The organism is Mycobacterium sp. SMC-14 (genome assembly GCF_046250075.1).
Classification (GTDB): Bacteria; Actinomycetota; Actinomycetes; order Mycobacteriales; family Mycobacteriaceae; genus Mycobacterium.
On sequence record NZ_CP176429.1, the window covers coordinates 187,318 to 210,233 of the forward strand.

Below are 22,916 nucleotides of genomic sequence, written 5' to 3' on the forward strand. Positions count from 1 at the left end.
TGATCGCGAGCGTGCGCGGTTGCGCGAATTTCGCGGCGTGTCGGCCCCAGACACGCACGCTCGCGACACTGCGCGGTTAGTGCGGTAGGTCCCGGAACGGGGCTTCGCGATACGGATCGGGTTCCTTGGGCAGGCCCAGCACCCGCTCGCCGATGATGTTGCGCTGAATCTGGTCGGTGCCCCCGCCGATCGAGGTGAAGTAGGCGTTGAGTGCCCGGAAGGTCACCGCGTCGCCGACCGGATTGTCCGGACCGCTCAGCAGCGACTCGACGCCGACGATCTCGGTCTGGACCCGGGCGGTCTCGTGCAGGATGCGTGACATCGCGATCTTGCCCAGTGCCAGCAGGGTGGCCGATTCGGCGCGGTCGCTGCTGGTCTTGGCCCGCTGATTGTTCCAGCGGTTCACCGTCGTCAGCGCCTGGATGCGAGCGATCTCCTGGCGGATGTGCGAATCGGGCAGGCAACCGGCGTCGCGAGCCAATTCCACCAAACCGCTGGACTTCTCCTTGCGGCGCGCAGTGCGCGCGACGTCGCCCATCAGCCGGCGCTCGTAGCCCAATGCCACCTGCAGCACCGACCATCCCTCGCCCGGCTCGCCGATCCGGTTGGCGTCGGGAACTCTGGCGTCGGTCAGGAACACCTCATTGAACTCCGATTCGCCGGTTATCTGGTGGATCGGCCGGACCTCCACGCCGGGCTGGCGCATCGGCAGCATGAAAAAGGTGATGCCGTTGTGTTTGGGCACGTCCGGGTCGGTGCGCGCCACCAGCATGCCGTAGTCGGCGGTGGTCGCGAACGACGTCCAGACCTTCTGCCCGTTGATGATCCAGTCGTCGCCGTCGCGTTCGGCGCGGGTGCGCAGACCGGCCAGGTCCGATCCCGCGCCGGGTTCGCTGTAGAGCAGGCACGACTTGGTCTCGCCGCGCAGCGCCGGCGGCAACAGCCGGTGCTTCTGCTCATCGGAGCCGCGGTCATGGATTGTGCAGGCGAACAGGTCGGCCCGGTCGTGACCGGTTCCGGGAGCACCGACGGCAGCGAACTCCGCTGCTACCAAGCGGGATTGGCGGTCAGTCAGGCCGCGCCCGTAGCAGTGCGGCTCCCAGCTCGGAGCGGTCCATCCGGCAGCGAGGATCGCCGCGGCGAAGGTGGCCCGGTCGGTACCGGGTGACCAGTTGGCGGCCAGCCAGTCGCGGACTTCACCGCGAAGTTCGTCGTTGGGGTCGGGCAGCGTCATCTCACGCTCCGATCTCTTGCAGGTAGCGCTCCCGGTGCCAGGAGGGGCTGCCGAACAGGTGGGCGTCGCTGCGTGCTCGGCGCAGATAGCGGTGGGCGGGATGTTCCCAGGTGAACCCGATCCCGCCGTGCACCTGAATGTTGGTGGCGCCCACAAAGACGAAGGCATCCGAGCAATACGCCTGGGCCAGTGCGAGATCGGCGGACCAGTCGCCGGATCCTTCGGCGCCGGCCGCGGCCACCTGGCGCGCGGCCGTCACCGCCGACTCGGCCTCCAGCAACATGTCGGCGCACATGTGTTTGACGGCCTGAAAGCTGCCGATGGCCCGGCCGAACTGATAACGGGTTTTGGCGTAGTCGCGGGCCATCTCCATGGCGAACCGGGCGGCACCGGCCTGCTCGCCGAGCAGCGCCACCGCGGAACGGTCCAGCGCGGCGGTCACGGCGGCGACTCCGGCTCCGGCCGACCCCACCGCCGTCGCTGGGGCGTCGGCCAGTCGGACCAGACACAGCCGGCGGGAGGGATCGACCGTGGTCAGCGGTTCCACCGTCACGCCCGGTCCGGCCGGGTCGACGGCGAAGATCCCGGGTCCGTCCGATGAGCCGGCCAGCACGTAGAGCAGGTCGGCGGTGTCCGCGTCGAGCACGAACCGCTTCTCGCCGGAGACCAGCGGGGTCGCTTCGCCGCCGGCCGTGGTGGTCGGCGTCGCGGGGGGACGGGTCGAATCGCCCTCGGCGAAGGCGACCGCGATCCGGGTGCGCCCGGCAGCGATGCCCGGCAGCACCGCCTCGCGCTGTGCCGGGTCGTCCACTGTCATAAGAAGATTGACCGCAAGTACCGCCGAGGACAAATACGGACCGGAGTACAGGACCCTGCCCAGCTCTTCGGCAACTACGCCTACCTCGACCAATCTGGCGCCGGCGCCCCCGTATTGCTCGGGCACCAACAGTCCGAGCAGGCCCATGGCCGCCAACTCTGACCAGGCCTCGTCGTCGGGCGAGCGTTTGGTCATCAACTCGGCGACAGCGCCGCGCAGTGCCCGCAGTTCCTCTGGGCTGGAGCTGGCCACCGGGTCAGGCCTTTCCGCCGAAGGCCTGCCGCAGGCTCTGGCATTGGCCGGCGAAGAACGCCCGCGAGACTGTGGCTTTGGGCATCAACAGATCGAATCCGTGGAACGCCCCCGGGACGGTCTCGACCTCGCAGGGGACGCCGGCTTGACGCAGCCGCTCTGCGTAGGCCAGATCCTCGTCGTGGAACAGGTCCAGGGTGCCCACCCCGATCCAGGCCGGTGCCAGCCCGCTCAGGTCGGCACGCCGTGCCGGCACCGCGACCTGCGGATCCGCGCCGCCCAGGTACGCGGTCCAGCCGACCTGGTTGCTCCGTGGATTCCACAGTCGGTAGCTCCGATTGGCCGGCAGTGCCGCGCTGCGATCATCGAGCATCGGGTACACCAGCAGCTGCAACACGGGGGAGACCTCGCCGCGGTCGGCGGCCAACTGCGCCAGGGCCGCGGCCAGCCCGCCGCCGGCACTGGCGCCTCCGATCGCGATCCGGGCCGGATCGACCCCGGGCAGCTCAGCGAGCCGGGTCAGGGCCGCCCAGCAGTCCTCCAATGCCGCGGGATAGGGGTTCTGCGGCGCCAGTCGGTAGTCCACTGACGCGACCGTGGCACCCAGTTCGGCGCTGAACCTGCGGCAGAGGCGGTCGTCCTGGGCGGCCGTGCCGATGACGTAGCCGCCACCGTGGATCCACAGCAGTGCCGGTGCGGGATCGGCGGGCCGATTCGGCGGCCGAAAGATCCGGACGCCGGCGCCCGAGGGCAGGCTCAGGACCTCGACGTCGCCGGGAGTGCGCCGGCCCTGCATCCCGGTGAGTGTCTGCAGCACCGGCAGCGTCCGACGCCCGATCCCGCCTCGCGGAAGGAATCGGGCAGTTCTGCGCAGATCTGGATGGAACCCGCTGCTTACCATCGGCTCAGTATTACCGGCGTCGCACTGGCGGCGTCGCCAACCCACCCGATTGCGGTCGCCTCGGACCCCAAACGCGGTACCCTGCGCCAATGACGGGACGATCGCAGACCCCGGAGACCGGGCTCGACCTGGCCGGCCGGCTGCGTTGGCTGATGCGAGCTCGGCCGAGCGACTACCTGCTGGCACTCAGCGTTGCCTCAGCGTCCTTGCCGGTGGTCGGGAAGCACCTCGAACCCCTGGGCGGGATGACCGCGATGGGGGTATGGGGCACCCGCCACATGCCGGAGTTCTTCTCACACGCCGCCAAATCTTGGCTGGCTCCGGGGGCCGCGGCCATCCGCAAGCAGGAGCGCGAGCAGACCCATGTGGTCAGCGATGCCGCGCTGCGCGGTGTGGTCTCGGCGGCCGATCTCGACATCGATTGGCCCGAACCGGAGCAGGCTCCGCCGGTGGTGAAGGCGTTGCAGCACCGGCGGCACATCTATCGCTCCGGTGTGCAGTACGGCAGCGACCCCGCGCAGGTGCTCGATGTCTGGCGGTCCAGCGAGCTGCCGGACGGTCCGGCGCCGGTCCTGATCTACGTTCCCGGTGGTGCCTGGGTGCACGGCAGCCGGCTCTTGCAGGGTTATGCGCTGCTGTCCCACTTGGCCGAGCAGGGCTGGGTGTGCCTGTCGATCGACTACCGGGTCGCGCCGCACAACCGGTGGCCGAGCCACATCGTCGACGTCAAGACCGCGATCGCCTGGGCGCACGCCAACGTCGACAAATTCGGCGGTGACCGCAATTTCGTGGCCGTGGCGGGTGCCTCGGCCGGCGGGCATCTGGCCGCCCTGGCCGGGCTGACCGGAAGCGCGGTCAGCGACCCTGAATTCGCCGACCAATTGCCGGCCGGCGGGGACACCTCCGTGGACGCCGTGGTGGGTATCTACGGCCGCTACGACTGGGAGGATCGCTCCACCCCCGAACGGGTCGCGTTCGTCGACTTCTTGGAGCGGGTGGTGGTCGGTCGATCGATGCGGCGCCATCGCGACCTCTACCGGCAGGCATCCCCGATCGCGCGGGTTCATCCGGATGCGCCGCCGTTCCTGGTGGTCCATGGCAGCGCCGACACGGTCATCCCGGTACAACAAGCTCGTAGCTTCGCCGACCGCCTGCGAGCGGTGTCACGTTCCAAGGTCGGGTACCTGGAGCTGCCGGGAGCCGGGCACGGTTTCGACATGACCGACGGGGCCCGTACCGGTGCGACGAGCACGGCAATCGGTTTGTTCCTCAACCAGATTCACCGCGACCGCACCACGGTCGGGAGCAAACAGATCATCTGAACCCGCCCGCCACGGTATGGTCCGTGCATGGCGAGGGGTGTGGGGTGAAGCGGCTCACCGGGTGGGATGCGGTTCTGCTGTACAGCGAGACGGCGAACGTGCACATGCACACTCTCAAGATCGCGGTGATCGAGCTGGATTCCGATCGGCACGGGTTCGACGTCGAGGCGTTCCGGCGGGTGATCCATGGCCGGCTCTACAAGCTGGATCCGTTCCGCTACCAACTGGTGGACATCCCCGGCAAGTTCCACCACCCGATGTGGCGGGAGAACTGCGAAGTCGACCTGGCGTATCACATCAGGCCGTGGTCGCTGCCCGCTCCGGGCGGCCGCCGTGAACTCGATGAGGCGATCGGTGAGATCGGCAGCACGCCGCTGGACCGTAGCCGCCCGCTGTGGGAGATGTACTTCATCGATGGGCTGGCAAACAACCGGATCGCGGTGGTCGGCAAGATCCACCACGCACTCGCCGACGGGATCGCGTCGGCGAACCTGATGGCCCGTGGCATGGATCTGGTAGCCGGTTCGCAGAACGAGCGTGATTCTTACGAAACCGATCCCGCGCCCACCGGCGGGCAGTTGGTGCGCTCGGCGTTCCGCGACCATTTCCGGCAGATGGGCAAGATCCCGGCGACCATCGGCTACACCGCGGCCGGCATCGGCCGGGTCCGGCGCAGCACGCGCAAACTCTCCGCTGACCTGACCCGGCCGTTCACTCCGCCGCCGAGCTTCATCAACCACGTACTCACGCCCGATCGCCGGTTCGCCACCGCCACCCTGGCGCTGGCCGACATCAAGGCGACCAGCAAGCAGTTGGGCGTCACCATCAACGATCTGGTGCTGGCCATCTCGGCCGGGGCGCTGCGCACGCTGCTGCTGCGTTACGACGGGAAGGCGGATCACCCGCTGCTGGCGTCGGTGCCGATGAGCTTCGACTTCTCCGCCGACCGGATCTCCGGCAATCGGTTCTCCGGAGTGTTGGTGGCACTGCCGGTCGACGTGGCCGACGTCCGGGAGCGGATCGCAAAAGCCCAAGAGGCGGCCGATTTGGCCAAGGAGGCCCATCACCTGGTCGGGCCGGAGTTGGTCAGCCGGTGGTCGGCGTACCTGCCGCCGGCGCCGGCGGAGTCGTTGTTCCGGTGGTTGTCGGGTAAGGACGGTCAGAACAAGGTCCTCAACCTCAACATCTCCAATGTTCCCGGTCCGCGAGAGCGCGGCAGGGTCGGCGGCGCGCTGGTCACCGAGATCTACTCGGTGGGGCCGTTGACCGCCGGCAGCGGTCTGAATATCACCGTGTGGAGCTACGTGGACCAGCTCAACATCTCAGTGCTGACCGACGGTGTCACCGTTGAAGATCCGCACGAGGTGACCAGTGCACTGGTCAACGAGTTCGTCGACATCCGCCGTGCCGCTGGGCTTTCCGAGCAGCTAACCACCGTCGAGACGGCGATGGCGCCCGCCTAGATCTCAGTCGGACGCTGCCAGCTCCTGCAGTTCGCGACGCAATACCTTGCCGGTGTTGTTGCGGGGCAGCGCATCCATGATGGTGATGTCACGAGGCACCTTGTAGCCGGCCAGATTCTCCCGGACGTGTTGCTTCAGCTCGTCGGCCGAGGCCGAGCTACCGGGCGCCAACACTACGAACGCCACCAGCCGCTGTCCGTAGTCGGCGTCGTCGACGCCGATCACAGCCGCCTCGGAAACGGCGCCGTGCTTGATCAGCGCCTTCTCCGTCTCGATCGGATAGACGTTCTCGCCCCCCGAGACGATCATCTCGTCGTCCCGGCCGACCACGAAGAGCCTTCCGGTGTCATCGAAGTAGCCCAGGTCGCCGGACGCCATGAAACCGTCGTGGAACAGCTTCGAGTCGCCGCCGGTGTAGCCGTCGAACTGCGAGGAGTTGCGCACGAAGATCTGCCCGGTCACCCCGGCCGGAACTTCGGTGAAATCAGCATCCAGAATCCTGATCTCGCTCCCCGGGGCCGGACGGCCGGCGGTGTCGGGGGAGTAGCGCAGGTCTTCCGGTGTGGCCAGCGCGATCATGCCGGCCTCGGTCGCGTTGTAGTTGTTGTAGACCACATCGCCGAAGGTGTCCATGAACGCCGTCACCACGTCGGGATGCATCCGTGAGCCAGAGGCCGTCGCGAATCGCAGTGACTTACAAGGATATTGAATCCTAACTGCGTCCGGCAGCGCCATGATCCGGTCGAACATCACCGGTACAACGCACAGTCCGGCCGCGTCGTTCTCCTCGATCAGCGCCAGGGTGGCTTCAGGGTCGAACTTCCGCCGGGTGGCGATCGTGCAGGCCATGGTCAGCGCCAGGGCCAGCTGGGAGAAGCCCCAGGCGTGGAACATCGGCGCGGCGATGACCACGGTTTCCTCGGTGTGCCAGGGGATCCGGTCGAAAATGGCTTGCAGGTCGGCGATCCCGCCTCCGCCACGTCCGGAGCGGCGTGCCCCCTTGGGGGTACCGGTGGTTCCGGAGGTGAGCATGACCAGCTTGCCGCTCCGCGACGTCTTTGCCGGTCGACGCCCGGCGTTGGCGGCGATCAACTCGTCTGCGGTCAGGCCGGGGACCTCGCTGTCGGTCCAGCTCACCACCCTCGTGCACCCCGATGCTGCCGGCACAGCCAGATCCACTGCGGCGGTGAACTCTTCGTCGTAGAAGATCAGGTCGACGCCTTCGCGGGCGACCACTTCGGCCAACGCCGGCCCGGCGAAGCTGGTGTTGAGCAACAGCACGTCCGCGCCGACCCGGTTGGCGGCCGCCAGTGCTTCGATGAAGCCGCGGTGGTTGCGGCACATCAGCGCGATTGCCCGGGGCGTGCGGCCGGGCAGCCGTTGCAGGCCGGCGGCCAGCGCGTTACAGCGCCGGTCGAGTTCGGCGTAGGTGCACGTGCCGCGCTCGTCGATGATCGCCGCGCGGTCGCCGCAACGCTGCGCCGCCATGGCGATCCCGGTGGTGGTGGTGCCGCCCTCCGCGGCCGCCGCGGCGGCTATCCGGAGGTATTTGTCCGGGCGCATGGGCGCCAACAGTCCGGCCCGGCTGAAGGTCACCAGCATCGAGCCGACCCGATTGAGCGAGTCGAACAGGCCCATACCGTTCAGCCCAGGATCGGTAGACGGCGCTCGCTGGCGAGCTTGTCCAGCGCCTTCTGCATGACCTCGCGCACGTGCGCGTCGACGACGTCGATGTCGGGGTCCTCGCCGAACTCCGCGACGATGTCGATCGGCTCGCATACCTGCATGACGATCTTGGTGGGCAGCGGCAGGTTAACGGGTAACACCGCGGAAAGCCCGAACGGGAAACCGAACGAGATCGGCAGAATCTTGACCCGCATCAGTTTGTCCAGCCGCAGGGCCTTGGCCAACCCCGTGCCGCGGGTCAGGTAGAACTGGCTCTCCTGGCCGCCGATCCCGACCGTCGGCACGATCGGCACACCGGCGTTGAGCGCGGCGCGGATGTAGCCTTTGCGGCCGCCGAAGTCGATCTTGTTCTCTTCCAACGTCGGTCGGTACACGTCGTAGTCGCCGCCCGGGAAGACCACCACCACACCTCCGGAGCGCAAGGCCTCGTCGGCGTTGGAGTGGTTGGCCGGGATGAACCCGGTCTTGCGGAAGAAGTCGGCGGTGAAACCGGTGAAGATCAGGTCATGGCTCAGGGTGTAGACCGGACGCTCGTAGCCGAACGTGTCGTAGAAACCAGTGGCGAACACCGGGACATCCATCGCGAACAGGCCGCCGGAGTGGTTCGAAACCACGAGGGCGCCGCCGTTCGGGAATGACTCAAAACCCCGTACCTCGGCACGGTGGTAGCCCTTGATGAACGGTCGCAACAGGCCCATCACCCGTTCGGTCAGACCGGGATCCCACTTCGTGATGGGCCGTGGAACGTCGTCCGACCAGTCGTTGTCCGGCGTGTCCACCGTGGCCCCCTCAATTGAAACGTGTTCTAGTTTTGCCCATATTACCGGCTCAGACCCGCTGGTGGATACCATCAGCGCACTTGTTCCGAGAGCCGAGGGGAGCTCCGCATCGACCTGCAGGCGTACTTCGACCGCATCGGCTATCGCGGTGGCACCGAGCCGACGCATGAGACGCTCTCCGACCTGGTGTCAGCGCACGTCCGGCGCATTCCGTTCGAGAATCTCGACCCTCTGATGGGTGTACCGGTGATCGACCTCAGCTCGGCGGCACTGAGCGCCAAGCTGGTGGCGCGACGCCGTGGCGGCTACTGCTACGAGCACAACAACCTGATGTGCGAGGTGCTGTCCGAACTCGGCTTTGGGGCCGAGCGGCTGGCCGCGCGGGTGGTGTGGATGGCCCCGGAAGGGCTGGAAGGCCCGCCGAGCCCTCAGACTCACCAGGCCTTGGCGGTGACGATCCCGGGCTCGGACCAGCTCTATCTTGTCGACGTGGGTTTCGGCGGGCAGACACCGACCGCACCGATCCCGATGGTCCCCGACGAAGTTCAGCAGACGTCGCATGAGCCGTTCCGGCTGCGCCGGCACGGCAATGACGCGGACGAGTTGGTGGTGGAGACGCTGATCGGTGAGCGCTGGCGGCCGCTGTACGTCTTGGGCCTGCGGCCACGGCCGCTGATCGACTTGCAGGTGGGTAGTTGGTATGTGTCCACCTTCCCCGAGTCGAATTTTATCGTCGGCCTCAGCGCGTCCTTGGTGACCGACGATGCACGCTGGAACCTGCGCGGTCGCAACCTCGCCATCCACGCCGGCGGTGGCACCGAGCGGATTCGGTTCGACGACGCCGCCCAGGTGTGCGCGGCCCTGACCGACCGCTTCGGCATCGATCTGGCCGGTTTGGGCGACGTCGAGGCCAAAGTGGCATCGGTGCTGGACACCTGATGGGCAAGATCGCGTGGGCGGGCGTCATGACGGCCGCGGGACTGGCCTTTGCCGGCGTCGCATCGGCCGGGCCGATGCCCGGTATCGAGCTGCTGGACGACAACAGCAGCTGCACGGCGGGCTTTCTCACCCAGGACGACGGCGGCGGCTACTACCTGCTGACCAGCGGGCACTGTGACTCGCATGACGGATCGCAGTGGACCGACATCTTCGAGACGCCGCTCGGCATAATCACCGCCAGCGAGGACAACGGTGAGGACCGCGACGCCGCGATCATCCGGCTCGACCCCGACGCCGGCCGGCCCAACCCCAAGATTGCCGGCCGCTACCCGGTGGCCGGTGTGCTGTCGGCGGATCAGATTCACGTCGGGATGACGATCTGCAAGACCGGTGCCCAGACCGGTGAGACCTGTGGTCCGGTGACCGCCGTCAACGGCAACCTCGTCGAAACCCGCGTGTACAGCACCATCGGTGACAGTGGCAGTCCCGGCTTCGTGGTCAACCCCGACGGCAGCGTCAGCGCGGTAGGGATCCTGCAGGGCGGACCAGTCGACGACGACTCCAGCACCGACTTCGTCTTGGTGGAGCCGATTCTGCGCCAATGGGGATTGCACGTGGTGCGTTAGAACGTCGCGATTCCGGCGACCTGCGCATCGTCAAGGTGCATGCTGGAATCATGGGTCACTTCAAGAGCAATGTGCGCGACCTGGAATTCAATCTGTTCGAACTGCTGGGGCTGGAGCAATGCCTGGCCGACGGCGCGTTCGGAGACCTCGACGGCGACACCGTACGCCAGATGCTGGCCGAAGCCGCCCGGCTGGCCGAGGGGCCGGTAGCCGAGTCCTTTGCCGCCAGCGATCGCCATCCTCCGGTGTTCGACCCGGCCACCCACCATGTGACGCTGCCCGAACCCTTCAAGGAGTCGTTGCGGGCTTGGAAAGAGGGCGAGTGGTTTCGGATCGGCCTGGTCGAGGAGGTCGGCGGGGTGCCGGCGCCGTCGATGGTGTCCTGGGCGATCAACGAACTGGCATTGGGCGCCAATCCCGCGGTGTTCATCTTCATGGCCGGCCCGATCTTCGCCAACATTCTCTACGGGCTGGGTAACGAGCAGCAGCGGCACTGGGCCTCCATGGCGATCGAGCGGAACTGGGCCGCCACCATGGTGCTCACAGAACCCGACGCCGGCTCTGACGTCGGGGCGGGCCGCACCAAGGCCATCGAGCAGCCCGACGGCAGCTGGCACATCGACGGCGTCAAGCGATTCATCACCAATGGCGACACCGACGACCTGTTCGAGAACATCATGCACATGACCCTGGCCCGACCCGAGGGTGCCGGACCGGGGACCAAGGGGCTCAGCCTGTTTCTGGTGCCCAAGTTCTTGCCGGACCCCGAGACCGGGGAGCCCGGCGAGCGCAACGGGGTCTTCGTCACCGGGCTGGAACACAAGATGGGACTGAAGGTTTCGACCACCTGCGAGCTGACCTTCGGCCAACATGGCATCCCGGCGAAAGGGTGGCTGGTCGGAGACACTCGCAACGGCATCGCGCAGATGTTCCACGTCATCGAATATGCGCGAATGATGGTGGGAACCAAGGCGATCGCCACGCTGTCCACCGGCTATCTCAATGCCCTGGAGTACGCCAAGACCCGCATCCAGGGGGCCGACCTGACCCAGATGACCGACAAGACCGCGCCGCGGGTGTCGATCATCCATCACCCGGATGTGCGGCGCGCCCTGATGATGCAGAAGGTCTACGCCGAGGGCATGCGGGCGCTGTACCTCTACACCGCCGCCCACCAGAACCCGCAGGTTGCCATGCAGGTGTCGGGCGCCGACGCCGAGATGGCCGAACGGGTCAATGACCTGCTGCTTCCGATCGTCAAGGGTGTCGGCTCGGAACGTGCCTACCAGTACCTGACCGATTCGCTGCAGACCTTCGGCGGCTCGGGCTTCCTGCAGGACTATCCGATCGAGCAGTACATCCGCGACGCCAAGATCGATTCCCTCTATGAGGGCACCACCGCGATTCAGGCGCAGGACTTCTTCTTTCGCAAGATCGCCCGCGACCGCGGGGTGGCACTGGCGCATCTGGTAGCCCAGATCGAGGCGTTGATCGACAATGCCGACGGCCACAAGGAACTGGCCGATTCGCGCAAGCTGCTGGCCGCCGCGCTCGACGATGCCCGGGCGATGGTGGCCGCCATGACCGGATACATGTTCGGCTCACAGCAGGACGCCCGAGAGCTCTATCGGGTGGGCCTGGGCTCGGTGCGGTTCCTGCTGGCCGTCGGCGATCTGGTGATCGGCTGGCTGCTGATGCGTCAGGCCGAGATCGCGCTGACGGCGCTGGAGCAAGGGGCGTCCGGTGACGAGCAGCATTTCTACCGCGGAAAGGTGGCGGCGGCAAAGTTCTTCGCGGCCAACGTGTTACCCCGCCTCGGCGCGGACCGACGCATGGTGGAAAGCGAAGACCTCGCGTTGATGGATCTCTCCGAGGACGCGTTCTAAGGTTCGAGCGAGGCAGGTTTTGGATCGGGCGGTCGTGCTAGGCAACCTTGTGGTGCACTAGCTGCCATGGTTCGCAACGCTGCCTCGGCCGGCACGGAGGGTCAACAGGGCGACAGGCCGACGACCCGGGTTCAACAGCAGGAGCGCACGCGTGCGCGACTGCTCTTGGCCGGTGAACAGGCATACCTGGAAAAGGGCTTTCACGGGGCAACGGCCGCCGAGATCGCCCGTCGGGCTGGCTACTCCACCGGGGCGTTGTACAGCAATTTCGCCAGCAAGGACGACCTCCTGCTGGGTGTGTTGGATCAGCACGTGGCCGGCGACGTCGAACAGCTCGGCGCAGCAGTGCGTTCCGCGACTTCAGTCGCGGAAGTGGTGGATAAGGTCAGCGGCTGGTTCGGCGACATGTTCCGCAACGACCCCCGGTGGCGTGTCCTTGAGGTTGAACTCGCCATCGCGGGGCTCAGCAAGCCGGAACTGGCCGCCCGGCTGCGCGAGCGACAACGCGGCTTCACTCGCGGCGTGGCGAAGCTGCTCCGCGGGCAGGCCGACCGGTTGGGCGCCGTCTTGCCATTGCAGGAGGAGATGCTTGCCGAGGCGTTGCTGAGCTTGGGCGACGGCTTGAGCGTGCACGCCCTGCTGGACCCTGATATCGACGCCACAACCGTGTTCGCGCGCGGATTGACCGTCCTGCTCGGCAGCGGCGACGTCGTCCCTGGCGACCGCGACTGACGCGTGCTAGCGTTTCAAATAACGGCATTATTTGAAACGGAGCGACTGGGATGACCACCACACGTGGCAACGTGGACGAACGTATTGACCGGCTCAGCCGTGCATCGCAGCGGCACGTCATCGACCCTGACGTCGACATGCCGGGCCAGTGCGGGTCCGGCCAGGTGCTGCCCGACGAATTGCTGTCCGTTTACGGCATGGAACTGCAGTTGACTCCCGACCAGAAGGTCCGACTGGCCCGCGAAGAGGTCGCCGCGCTCATGGATATGGGCATCCGATTCGAATCGGTGCTGATGGCGGGATTCTGCCTGGAGCTGGCGGTTCGCACTGACCTCAACGATCCTCGAACGGTCTTTGCTCTGCACGAGGTCGGCGAGGAGACCCGGCATTCCCGATTGTTCCTGCGGGTGATCGACCAGTTGCAGCCGAGGGCCCGCAGCCCCTTTGTCCCCCGCGGGAGATTGGGGCGCTGGTTGGAGATTCGCGCCGATTTCGCGCTCATCCGGCGACCGGCACTGTTCACCACGCTGGTGCTCGGCGGCGAGGAAATCCCGGACCTGATGCAGAAGCGGGCCGCAGAGCATCCGGACACCGACCCGTTCCTGGCTGCCGTCAACCGCTATCACCGGCAAGAGGAAGCCCGCCACCTGTCCTTCGCGCGGCTACGCATCCCCGAAATCTGGGCCGACACCACCTGGGGCGACCGCTTTGCGGTCCGCTATCTCGCGCCGCTGATTCTGCGGGAACTGTTCCACGAGCTGGTCCATCCCGGCGTCTATGCCAGTGTGGGTCTACCGAAATGGCGCACCTGGCGGGCGGTGCGCCGGCAGCCGCAGCGTCGTGAACTGCTGCACGAGGCGGTTCGCCCGGTGCTGCGGGCATTGATCGACGGCGGTGCGCTGCGAGTGGGGTCCATCTCCAAGCCGTGGCGGACGCTGTGCCACGTCGACCGCGACGGACGACCCCTCAGCTGACGCGTCGGTACGGTGTCCGAAGACGGGTGGCCGGCGCCCTGTGCGATCTGGGCCGGCCCGGAAAGGCGGACCGTGGACACCCACACCCGGAAGTACCACCTGCCCGACCACGGCTATGCCATCGTGCGGTGGGCCCACGAACTGGCCCAGGGACGCGGGGCGGTAGCGGTGGAACCGGACATCGAGGGGATTCGCCGTCGCGACGGCGCACTGACTTTCGTCGACGTGGCACCGTTCAAGACCGTGCCCGACGGGCCGCTGTCGGTGTTGCGCGAACTGCTCGATCTGGAAGCCCTGGAGCTGCGCGCCTGGAGCCGGCGGGGGTTCGCCCGGTTTCACCGGCGCGCTGCCGCCAAACGGGCCGAGCGGATCTGCCGGGAACAGGGCAGTGACGCCGCCGTCGACTGGGTGCTGGCCGATGCCACCACCGATGAGGTGGATCTCGACGAGCTGCGGGACCGGCTCGGTGCGCGGCTGTACACCGCCGGCGGGCGCGACGAAGATTTCTACCGCGCCCAGGTGGGGCGCTGCATCGAGCACCGCCGACGCCGCCGACTCAACGGCTGAGCGCTGATCAGCTGCGCCGTTGCCGAACCTTGTAGGTGGACGGCCACGACACTCGGGTGTCGTCGCCTGACAGCGGTGTTCCCTTGGTGCCGACGGTGACGTTGTAGGCCTCCTCGCCGGGGCCGACTTCACGGGTGGCGTGTTCGGTGGCCAGGTAGTACAGCTGATCGATCTCCAGGTCGACGAAGGCGACAAAGCTGGTCTTGCGCACCGCGTCGCCGAAGCCGGCGGTCATACGATCCGACAGGATGCGCGATGCGATCGCCGCCGCGGCCAGGATCGCGAACGGAATGACCCAGGAGCACAGGTAGATCAGCGGTGTGCCGGCGTCGGGCAGCAGGATCGCTGGGATTACCGCCGAGACGAACATTGCCGTCACAGCGCCCAGCCAGATCCACGTCACCCGATTCACCACGGGACGCAGTAGTTCGGATTGCGCCACCGCCGCCGGCAGATCCGCCTTCACGGCGGCTGCCACCACGGATCTGCCCAGGGCCATGCTGGCAAGCAGCGTCGCGAGCAGTCCACCGAAACTCAACGTCAGCGCCCAGTGCTGCGCCCCGGTGGCCGCCAGCGGCAGCGCGGCCAGCACCGCGAACGTCGCAACGGCGCCGATACTCACGGGCCGTTCCGACGAGTCGCGGCCGCTGACCAGGACGGTCAACGCAACAACCAGCGCCACCGCCGCCGCGATCACGGGCGGCGCATTTCCCACCAACACCCAATACACCGCCCAGGGTGCAAACCACACCAGCACGCCCACGCACGGCAGTATAGGGGCTTACCGTTGCAGCAACGGCAGGGTGAACTGATCTGAGGCGCTGGCCGATCAGGCGTCCAGCGTGTAGCCCATCGGCATCAGCACGCTCTTCTGCTGGGTGAAGTGCTCGACGCCCTCTTTACCGTTCTCCCGGCCGATCCCGGAATTCTTGAAGCCGCCGAACGGGCAGCACGGGTCGAAGGCGTACCAGTTGATTCCGTACGTCCCGGTGCGGATCTTGTTGGCGATCTCAATCCCGCGCGGGACATCGGAGGTCCAGACGCTGCCGGCCAGGCCGTAGACCGAGTCATTGGCGATCGCGACCGCGTCGTCCTCGGTGTCGTAGGCGATGATCGACAGCACCGGCCCGAAGATCTCCTCCTGGGCGATGGTCATGGAGTTGTCCACGTCGGCGAACACGGTCGGCTCCACGAAGAAGCCGCCGTCCAGGCCTTCTGGGCGGCCGCCGCCACAGACCAGCCGGGCGCCCTCCTCGATGCCCTTGGCGATGTAGCCCTCGACCCGCTCGCGCTGCTTCTCGCTGATCAGCGAACCGATCTGGGCGCCCGGGTCATTCGGCAGACCGACCGGCAGCGCGGTGACGAAGTTCTTGACGGCCTCCACCACCTCCTCGTAGCGCGAGCGCGGTGCGAGGATGCGGGTCTGGGCCACACAGGCCTGCCCGGTGTTCATGATCCCGGAGAACACCAGCATGGGGATCGCCGATGCCAGGTCGACGTCCTCGAGGACGATGGACGCCGACTTGCCGCCGAGCTCCAGCGTGCACGGCTTGAGCAGGTCCGCGGCGCGCTTGCCGATCTCCTTGCCGACGGCCGAGCTGCCGGTGAAGGTGAAGATGTCCACGTCCGGGTTGGACGTCAGCGCCTGTCCGGTGTCGGCGCCGCCGGGCACGATGGACAACACGCCTTCGGGCAAGCCCGCGTCGGCGAACGCCTGCGCCAGCAGGTTCGCGCTGAACGGTGTCTCGGCGGCGGGCTTGAGCACCACCGTGCAGCCGGCCAGCAGGGCCGGCCCCAGCTTGTTGACCGCCAGGAACAGCGGCACGTTCCACGCCACGATCGCGCCGACCACGCCGATCGGTTCGCGGCGCACGATCGTCTGACCGTAGGCGCCGGTGCGGATCTCTTCCCAGCTGACTTCGTCGGCTGCGGGGCCGGCGAAGAAGTTCAGGGCGCCCAGCGAGCTCATCCAGTGCATCGTCTCGACGCTCAGCGGGGGCTGGCCGGTCTCGGCGCCCAGCAGCGCGGTGAACTGGTCTTTGCGCTCTTCCATCAGCTTGATCGCCGCGGCGATCACCGCGGCCCGCTCGGCCGGCGGGGTCGACGGCCACGGGCCGGAGTCAAATGCGGTGCGGGCGGCGGCCACCGCGGCGTCCACATCGCCCTTGGCTGCCAGCGGCACCTTGCCGACATACTCGCCGGTGGCCGGGCTGTGAACTTCGATCACCCGATCGGTGGACGGGGCGGTCCACTTGCCGCCGATGAAGAGGGTGTCGTATTCGGTGATGCTGGAGTCGGTCATGGGCGTCACCCTACCTAGCCGGCGGACGGATTAGAACACGTTGCAGTCAATCCGTTATGCCGGTTGCAGCACCAGCACCAGGTTGCTCACACCGAACTCGCGAATGCCCGGCACCTTCGTCATCGACCACGCCCATCGCGGGTGATAACGGGGGAATGCCGCGACCAGGACGCCGGTGTGGCGGGCCCAGTCCAGCCCCTCGGCGGCGGACACCGCGAACAATGACGAGCCGTAGTTGTTCTTCGGCGGATGACCATGCCGGCGGGTGTAGCGCCGGGCGGCGCGCTGCCCGCCCAGATAATGCGTCAGACCCATTTCGTGGCCGCCGAACGGACCCAGCCACACCGTGTAGGACAACACCGCCAGGCCGCCGGGCCGGGTGACCCGCAGCATCTCGTTGCCGAGCTGCCAGGGCCGTGGCACGTGCTCGGCGACGTTGGACGACAGGCAGATGTCCACGCTGGCGTCGGCGAAGGGCAGGGCCATCCCCGAGGCCCGCACGAAGCTGCCGGTGGCATCCGCGGGCCGCGGGCCCGCCGCGTGCATCTCGTCAGGGTCGGGTTCTACCCCGATATAGCGCAGCCCGGCGTCGGCGAACGCGGTGGCGAAGTAGCCCGGCCCGCCGCCGACGTCGAGCAGTGTCTTGCCGGCCGGATCGTCGCCGCAGACCCCCCGCCACAGCTCGCTGACCATGGCGGCGGTGTCGTCGGCCAGCGCGCCGTAGAACCGGGCCGGCTCGCTCTGCTCGTAGCGGAACTGGGACAGCAGGCGTACCGAACGGGCCAGCGTCGCGCGTCGCGCGAACAGGTCGGTGGCAGCCACCGAGCCAGCCTAGAACTCGCCCAACGTGAAGGTGGCCGCACGCCGGGGCCCGAACGTGCAGCTGGCTTCACGCTCGACGGGGCGGGGAATCGGCCGACTACCCTGGTCGGCGTGCCTGCTGTCCGCTCTGTCCTGCTGCTGTGCTGGCGTGACACCGGGCATCCGCAGGGTGGCGGCAGTGAGACCTACCTGCAGCGCATCGGCGCCGAGCTGGCCGCCGCCGGCGTGGCGGTCACGCTGCGTACCGCCCGCTACCCGGGCGCACCCAAACACGAGGTCGTCGACGGGGTGCACATCTACCGGCGCGGTGGGCGGTACACCGTGTACCTGTGGGCGGGGGCGGCCATGGTGGCCGCCCGGTTCGGTCTCGGGCAGCTGCGGCGGGTGCGGCCCGACGCGGTGATCGACACCCAGAACGGGTTGCCGTTTTTGGCCCGGCTCGCATACGGGCGGCGGGTCGCGATGCTGGTACACCACTGCCACCGCGAGCAGTGGCCGGTGGCTGGGCCGGTGCTGAGCCGGATCGGCTGGATGGTGGAGTCGAGGTTGTCGCCCTGGCTGAACCGGCGCAACCAATACCTGACCGTGTCCCTACCTTCGGTGCGCGACCTGATCGAGCTCGGGGTGGGCCCCGAGCGCATCGCGGTGGTGCGCAACGGCCTCGACGAGGCGCCACCGGCGACGCTGACCCATCCGCGCTCGCCGACGCCGCGGGTGGTGGTGCTGTCCCGCCTGGTGCCGCACAAGCAGATCGAGGACGCGTTGGGTGCGGTTGCGGCGCTGCGTTCCCAGGTGCCGGGTCTGCACCTCGACGTCATCGGTGGAGGTTGGTGGAGCGATCGGCTGGTGGAGCACGCCGCGGAGCTGGGGATCACCGATGCGGTCACCTTCCACGGCCACGTCGACGAGGTCACCAAGCACGAAGTGGTGCAACGGGCGTGGGTGCACGTGTTGCCGTCCCGCAAGGAGGGCTGGGGCCTGGCCGTCATCGAGGCGGGCCAGCACGGCGTGCCCACCATCGGTTACCGGTCCTCGGGTGGGCTGTCCGATTCGATCGTCGACGGGGTTACCGGGATGCTGGTGGACGATCGCGACGAGCTGGTCGAGCAGCTCCACCGGCTGCTGGCGGATCAGGTGCTGCGCGCGCAGCTCGGAGACAAGGCGCAGGACCGCAGCGCCGAATTCTCGTGGCGGCAAAGCGCCGAAGGGCTGCACACCGTGCTGGTGGCGGTCCGAGAACGTCGGTATGTCAGCGGCGTGGTGTGAGGTTTCGGCTCGCTAAGCAGTGCGCGGCCAGGGTTGGAGCTGCTCGATCTGAGCGGCGAGGCCCAGCAGGGTCCGCTCGGACCCGGGTTTGCCGACCAACTGCACGCCGACGGGCAGGCCGTGGCGGCCGAGTCCGGCGGGCACGTTCATCGCGGGCCAACCGATGATGTTCCACGGTGCCGCGAAGGGAGCGTAGCGCGCGTTGGTGACCAGCGAAGCGAGCCAGCCCCGCTGAGCCCAGCGTCGTGCCTTGATCGGCGGCTGAGCCAGCGTCGGCGTGACCAGGACGTCGGTGTCGGCGAAGAAGTCGAACGCGCGCTGCCGCCACACCTCGCGCCCCTTGGGGTTCGCAAGACCCCGCTTCTCGACGGCGTCTCCGATCCGCACATGGATGCGGTTGCGACGCTCCAACAAGGACGTGTTCACCGAGGCGTGTGCATCGGCCGCGGCTCCGGCCGTCCACAACGCCAGTGCGGTCGTGTTCATCAGCGTGGCCGGGTAACGCGGGGTCGCCGATCGAACCAGGTGGCCGCCGCCGCGAAGAAGATCGGCCGTCCGGTGGACCGCGTCGGCCCAATCGCGCGCTACCGGCGTCGCGAGGCTGGGGGCCGAAGTCGACACGCCGATGCGCAGGGTGGGCGGAGGGATCAGTGCCGCGGTATCGGGATCGTCGGCCATGACGGAGAACATCAGCGCGGCATCTGCGACCGTGGTCGCCAGCGGTCCGTTCTCCGACATCCCTCCCCAGGATGCGTGCGCCTCTCCGACCGGCACCACCCCGTGGCCAGGCTTGAGGCCAACGACTCCGCAGCATGCGGACGGGATCCGAATGGAGCCCATGCCGTCGTTGCCGTGGGCGATGGGTACCGCTCCCGACGCGACCGCAGCCGCGGACCCTCCGGACGAGCCGCCCGGAGTCCGCTCCGGATTCCACGGATTGCGGGTCACACCGAACGCCGAATCGGTTGCGCCCCAGATGCAGAGTTCTGGGACGCGGGTCACCCCGACGATCACCGCGCCGGCGACGCGAAGGCGACGAACAACCTCGTGATCGGATGCTCGAGGCACCGCGCTGGTGGCCAGCGTGCCGTCCCGCATCGGTTCACCGGCGACGGCGATGTTGTCCTTGATGGCAATCGGAACGCCCGCCAACGGAAGCGACTCGCGATCGTCGCGGGCATCGATCGCGTCCGCCTCGGCCAGCGCAGCGTCCGTGCGGATCACCTGCCACGCGTTGAAGGCCGGCTGGGTCTGCTCGATCCGGTGCAGCGCTTGCTGTGTGGCGGCTCGGGCCGTCAGCATTCCGCTCTGAACTGCGGCCGCAATCTCGGTCGCGGTGAACTCCACGTCGAGACCCTATCGCCCGCAATCCTCAGTCGGCGCCAACTTCCACCGGTTGGCGAACTGCTTCATACTGGCCTAAGAGGTTGTGCAGACACGTGGAGGTGCACCGGTGACTGATCACCCAGCTCCCGTGCTGCTTTACGACGGTGTCTGCGGAATCTGCAATCGATCGGTGCAGAGCATTCTGCGGTTCGACCGGCGCGGCACCCTGCGATTCGCGGCACTGGAAAGTGACTTCGCGCGCGCGATCATCGAACGCCATCCGGAGCTGCGGGATGTCGATTCGATGGTCTTCGTGGAGAACCCTGGCCGGACCGACGAGCACATCGATGTTCGATCGGCGGCGGCCCTGCGGGTGCTGAGCTATCTGGGTGGGCCCTTCCGGCTGCTGCTCGCGGCCCGAATCATCCCGGCAGGGCTGCGCGACTGGCTCTACGACCGCTTCGCCGCCGTCCGTTATCGGTTGGGCGGTCGGCACGACACCTGCCCGATCCCGGGACCTGGTGTGCGGGCCCGCTTCCTGGACGCCTAGGTGCCCGTCCCGGCATATGTAGTCGACACATTCACGACGGCCAGGTTTCGCGGGAACCCCACCGGCGTGGTGCTGCTGGACGGTCCGGCCGACACTTCGTGGATGCAGGCGGTGGCAGCAGAGTTCAACTGCCCGGCAACCGCATTCATCGGTCCGGTCGAATCGGACCCCGCTGCGCGACCCCTACGGTGGTTCAGTCCGGTAGCCGAACTGGCGTTGTGCGGTTCTGGAACCCTGGCCGGCGCCCATGTCCTCGGCGGTGATCAGTCGTTCCGGGTGGGCGACCGGGTGTTGTGCTGTACGACGGGGCCAGATGGTGCGATCAGCATGGGTTTTCCGGCGGATCCGGTGCGCGCCGAGTCGCCGACAGCGGAGCTGGTGACGGGCTTGCCCGGGGTGAGCATCCGCTCGGTGTGGCGGGGAAGCATGGACGTAGCCGTGGAAGCCGGCTCGGCCGCCGAAGTCCGTGCATTGGTGCCGGACACGGTGTCGCTGGCGAAGGTCGACGCCCGCGCCGTGGTGGTCACCGCAGGCGGTGACGGCGCCGCCGACGTCGTGAGCCGGGTGTTCGCGCCCCGCTTCGGGTTGCCCGAGGATCCGGTGACCGGCTCGGCGCACTGCACTCTCGCCGCGCTGTGGGGCGAGCGTCTGGGGGTTGCCGAGTTCTCGGCCGAGCAGGCCTCAGCGCGCGGCGGGGAATTGCGGGTCCGCTGCGACGGTGACCGTGTCCTTCTGATCGGTCACGCCGTCACCGTCTTCAGTGGCGAGCTGCGCCGTTAGTCGGCAGATGACGTCGTAGCGCGGGCGCCGCCAGTCCTCCCGCGCCTACCGCCAGCATTGCCAGCCACACCAGGTGGGCGGCCAGCGCGGCCCGGCGCGGCCCGGCCGAAGCCTTCGGCGCACGGCCGCCGACCCGGTACACGATGAAGTCCGAATCCTGGTAGGCCACCGGAAGTCGACTCAACATCTTTGCCGCAGAGCCTATTTCGCCATCCACGTCGGTCTCCTTGACCACCCATCCCACCCCGTTGACGCCGAGCGTCGCGGGTTCGGCGCCGGACAGCAGGGCCTGCTGCACCGCCCGGGCGTGGGTGCCTTCGCCGGGGACGGTCTGCCCGCCCACGGTCAGGTCGCCGGTGGTGAGCACCTCGGCACGCACCCATCGGGGCAGCGGATCGAGCACCGGAGCCGGTCCCGCCCAAAGGAAGTGGCGCATGGTGTCGGCCGGCAGCACGGCCACCGGGCGCGGATCGGCGTTGATCTTGGCCGCCACCGCCGCCCACCCGGGCGGGTAGTGCACCGGCGTGACCCGCCCGGCTACACCCCAGGCCAGGTCGGGCAGCACGACGATCAGCGCGACACAGCACACCAGCGCTGCGCGCGCCGGCGGCAGCCGGTCCCGCAGCCCCACGACCGCCCCGGCACCGGCCAGCGCGTAGCCCGGCACCGCCAGCGCCACCCACTTCTGTCCGTCGCGCAGCATCCCGATCCCGGGAGCGATATCGGTCGCCCACCGCAGCAGCGCCAGCCCCGGCCCGGTGGCCAACAGGGTGAACGCCAGCACCGTCGTGCCCGCCAGGATCAGCAGCGGCCGCGCCGCAGGTAGGTCACGCACCGACGACCAGCCCAGCCCCAGCACTCCGATGAATGCCGCCGTCGCCAGTAGCGCAAAAGCCGTTCGTCGCGAACCGGGCACCGCCTCGGCGTTCCAGATCCCGCCGAGCCCGGCGAGGCTGCCCAGGGTGCCCAGGCCGGGCTCGGCGCGGGCCGCGAACGCCGCCACCCCGGCCGACTCGCCCTGTGCGGATCCCGAGCTCAGCACCACCGCCATCAGCCAGGGCAGCGCGGCGGTCGCCGCGATCGCCATCGCGCTCACCGCGCACCACCATCGCGGCGGCCCGGCACCGGGCGCCGCGACGCACACCAGCGCCACCACCGCCGCCAGCAACAGCCCGGTGGGGGTCAAACCGGCCAGCGCCAGAAAGAACACCAGGCCGAACAGCCCGGATGAGCCCGAGCGCAATCCGAGCATAGCCGCCGCCACCCACGGCAGGCAGCCGTATCCGACCAGCAGGCTCCAATGGCCCTGCAGCAGCCGCTCGGCCACATAGGGGTTCCAGACCGCCACGGTGGTCGCCACCAGCTGACCGGGCAGCCCGGCCTGCGGCAGCACCATCGCCACCAGCCGTGCCGCACCGCATCCGGCCAGCCACAGGCCCGCGAACAGCAGCGCCTTGACCACGGTGCCGCCGTCGATGAGTCGCGACGCCAGCGCTACTGCGAAGTCCTGGGGCACCGCCCTCGGTGACGCCTCACCCAGCCCGAGGGCAGCCCCGGTCAGATATGAGCGCGGCGTCGAAACCGCGTCTCGCAACAGCAGATAACCCGGACGCAGCAATGGCGCCAGGATGAACAGCGTCAACCCGAGTGCATAGCAGGGCGCGATCGCGCGCCTGGCTCGCACCACCGCGG

General features: G+C 68.2%; 21 protein-coding genes. 11 read left to right on the forward strand and 10 right to left on the reverse strand.

Annotated elements, in window-relative coordinates:
• Positions 1-76: 76 nt before the first annotated feature.
• The 3 genes from ACKY0W_RS00905 to ACKY0W_RS00915 are packed head-to-tail and all read right to left on the reverse strand — an operon-like array spanning position 77 to position 3,204.
• Complete coding sequence (locus tag ACKY0W_RS00905) at positions 77-1,234, reverse strand: acyl-CoA dehydrogenase family protein (RefSeq protein WP_409435998.1); 1,158 nt, start codon at positions 1,232-1,234, stop codon at positions 77-79.
• Position 1,235: 1 nt separating this feature from the next.
• On the reverse strand, positions 1,236-2,303 hold the full coding sequence (locus tag ACKY0W_RS00910; protein ID WP_409435999.1) for an acyl-CoA dehydrogenase family protein: 1,068 nt from the start codon (positions 2,301-2,303) through the stop codon (positions 1,236-1,238).
• A gap of 4 nt (positions 2,304-2,307) precedes the next feature.
• On the reverse strand, positions 2,308-3,204 hold the full coding sequence (locus tag ACKY0W_RS00915) for an alpha/beta hydrolase (RefSeq protein ID WP_409436000.1): 897 nt from the start codon (positions 3,202-3,204) through the stop codon (positions 2,308-2,310).
• An 89-nt stretch (positions 3,205-3,293) separates the two neighbouring features.
• On the opposite strand from ACKY0W_RS00915, the gene ACKY0W_RS00920 reads away from it, so the two are divergent.
• Both ACKY0W_RS00920 and ACKY0W_RS00925 read left to right on the forward strand, forming a co-directional pair.
• The gene (locus tag ACKY0W_RS00920) at positions 3,294-4,526 is read left to right on the forward strand and encodes an alpha/beta hydrolase fold domain-containing protein (RefSeq protein ID WP_409436001.1); all 1,233 of its coding nucleotides are present in this window, start codon (positions 3,294-3,296) and stop codon (positions 4,524-4,526) included.
• Positions 4,527-4,570: 44 nt separating this feature from the next.
• The gene (locus ACKY0W_RS00925) at positions 4,571-5,989 is read left to right on the forward strand and encodes a WS/DGAT/MGAT family O-acyltransferase (protein WP_409436002.1); all 1,419 of its coding nucleotides are present in this window, start codon (positions 4,571-4,573) and stop codon (positions 5,987-5,989) included.
• A 3-nt stretch (positions 5,990-5,992) separates the two neighbouring features.
• Here ACKY0W_RS00925 and fadD12 read toward each other — a convergent pair whose 3' ends face one another.
• Together fadD12 and ACKY0W_RS00935 are read right to left on the reverse strand one after the other, a co-directional pair.
• Positions 5,993-7,627, reverse strand: coding sequence for an acyl-CoA ligase FadD12 (fadD12, locus tag ACKY0W_RS00930; RefSeq protein WP_409436003.1), 1,635 nt, complete (start codon positions 7,625-7,627; stop codon positions 5,993-5,995).
• Positions 7,628-7,632: 5 nt separating this feature from the next.
• On the reverse strand, positions 7,633-8,373 hold the full coding sequence (locus ACKY0W_RS00935; protein ID WP_406759026.1) for a 1-acyl-sn-glycerol-3-phosphate acyltransferase: 741 nt from the start codon (positions 8,371-8,373) through the stop codon (positions 7,633-7,635).
• Between the two features lie 189 nt (positions 8,374-8,562).
• On the opposite strand from ACKY0W_RS00935, the gene ACKY0W_RS00940 reads away from it, so the two are divergent.
• From ACKY0W_RS00940 to ACKY0W_RS00965, 6 genes are all read left to right on the forward strand, one after another.
• On the forward strand, positions 8,563-9,393 hold the full coding sequence (locus tag ACKY0W_RS00940) for an arylamine N-acetyltransferase family protein (protein WP_409437907.1): 831 nt from the start codon (positions 8,563-8,565) through the stop codon (positions 9,391-9,393).
• Positions 9,393-10,019, forward strand: coding sequence for a S1 family peptidase (locus ACKY0W_RS00945; RefSeq protein ID WP_409436004.1), 627 nt, complete (start codon positions 9,393-9,395; stop codon positions 10,017-10,019). The genes ACKY0W_RS00940 and ACKY0W_RS00945 overlap by 1 nt, the downstream gene beginning before the upstream one ends.
• Before the next feature lie 50 nt (positions 10,020-10,069).
• Positions 10,070-11,905 carry an acyl-CoA dehydrogenase gene (locus tag ACKY0W_RS00950; RefSeq protein WP_409437908.1) on the forward strand — a complete coding sequence of 612 codons (1,836 nt, stop codon included), beginning with the start codon at positions 10,070-10,072 and terminating at the stop codon, positions 11,903-11,905.
• A gap of 66 nt (positions 11,906-11,971) precedes the next feature.
• Positions 11,972-12,637 (forward strand): TetR/AcrR family transcriptional regulator, encoded by a 666-nt coding sequence (locus ACKY0W_RS00955; protein WP_409436005.1) that lies wholly within the window; start codon positions 11,972-11,974, stop codon positions 12,635-12,637.
• Positions 12,638-12,687: 50 nt separating this feature from the next.
• The gene (locus tag ACKY0W_RS00960; RefSeq protein WP_409436006.1) at positions 12,688-13,611 is read left to right on the forward strand and encodes a diiron oxygenase; all 924 of its coding nucleotides are present in this window, start codon (positions 12,688-12,690) and stop codon (positions 13,609-13,611) included.
• Positions 13,612-13,683: 72 nt separating this feature from the next.
• Complete coding sequence (locus tag ACKY0W_RS00965) at positions 13,684-14,178, forward strand: hypothetical protein (protein ID WP_409436007.1); 495 nt, start codon at positions 13,684-13,686, stop codon at positions 14,176-14,178.
• 7 nt (positions 14,179-14,185) lie between these two features.
• Here the strand turns inward: ACKY0W_RS00965 and ACKY0W_RS00970 are convergent, their stop codons facing one another.
• The 3 genes from ACKY0W_RS00970 to ACKY0W_RS00980 form a co-directional block, all read right to left on the reverse strand.
• Complete coding sequence (locus ACKY0W_RS00970) at positions 14,186-14,941, reverse strand: hypothetical protein (protein ID WP_409436008.1); 756 nt, start codon at positions 14,939-14,941, stop codon at positions 14,186-14,188.
• Positions 14,942-15,007: 66 nt separating this feature from the next.
• Positions 15,008-16,480 carry an aldehyde dehydrogenase gene (locus ACKY0W_RS00975; protein WP_409436009.1) on the reverse strand — a complete coding sequence of 491 codons (1,473 nt, stop codon included), beginning with the start codon at positions 16,478-16,480 and terminating at the stop codon, positions 15,008-15,010.
• Positions 16,481-16,534: 54 nt separating this feature from the next.
• Positions 16,535-17,302: a class I SAM-dependent methyltransferase gene (locus ACKY0W_RS00980; RefSeq protein WP_409436010.1), complete on the reverse strand. Its 768-nt coding sequence runs from the start codon at positions 17,300-17,302 to the stop codon at positions 16,535-16,537.
• 111 nt (positions 17,303-17,413) lie between these two features.
• Here ACKY0W_RS00980 and ACKY0W_RS00985 point away from each other — a divergent pair, with 111 nt between their 5' ends.
• Entirely contained in the window at positions 17,414-18,568 is a 1,155-nt protein-coding gene (locus ACKY0W_RS00985; RefSeq protein WP_409436011.1) for a glycosyltransferase family 4 protein, read from the forward strand.
• Positions 18,569-18,580: 12 nt separating this feature from the next.
• Here ACKY0W_RS00985 and ACKY0W_RS00990 read toward each other — a convergent pair whose 3' ends face one another.
• On the reverse strand, positions 18,581-19,915 hold the full coding sequence (locus ACKY0W_RS00990; RefSeq protein WP_409436012.1) for an amidase: 1,335 nt from the start codon (positions 19,913-19,915) through the stop codon (positions 18,581-18,583).
• 106 nt (positions 19,916-20,021) lie between these two features.
• Between ACKY0W_RS00990 and ACKY0W_RS00995 the strand changes: the two genes are divergently transcribed.
• Together ACKY0W_RS00995 and ACKY0W_RS01000 are read left to right on the forward strand one after the other, a co-directional pair.
• Positions 20,022-20,444 carry a thiol-disulfide oxidoreductase DCC family protein gene (locus ACKY0W_RS00995; protein WP_409436013.1) on the forward strand — a complete coding sequence of 141 codons (423 nt, stop codon included), beginning with the start codon at positions 20,022-20,024 and terminating at the stop codon, positions 20,442-20,444.
• Positions 20,445-21,224 (forward strand): PhzF family phenazine biosynthesis protein, encoded by a 780-nt coding sequence (locus ACKY0W_RS01000; protein WP_409436014.1) that lies wholly within the window; start codon positions 20,445-20,447, stop codon positions 21,222-21,224.
• On the opposite strand, the gene ACKY0W_RS01005 is transcribed toward ACKY0W_RS01000, so the two are convergent.
• Complete coding sequence (locus ACKY0W_RS01005; protein ID WP_409436015.1) at positions 21,202-22,911, reverse strand: hypothetical protein; 1,710 nt, start codon at positions 22,909-22,911, stop codon at positions 21,202-21,204. The two genes, ACKY0W_RS01000 and ACKY0W_RS01005, sit on opposite strands and share 23 nt — an antisense overlap.
• Positions 22,912-22,916: the final 5 nt, after the last annotated feature.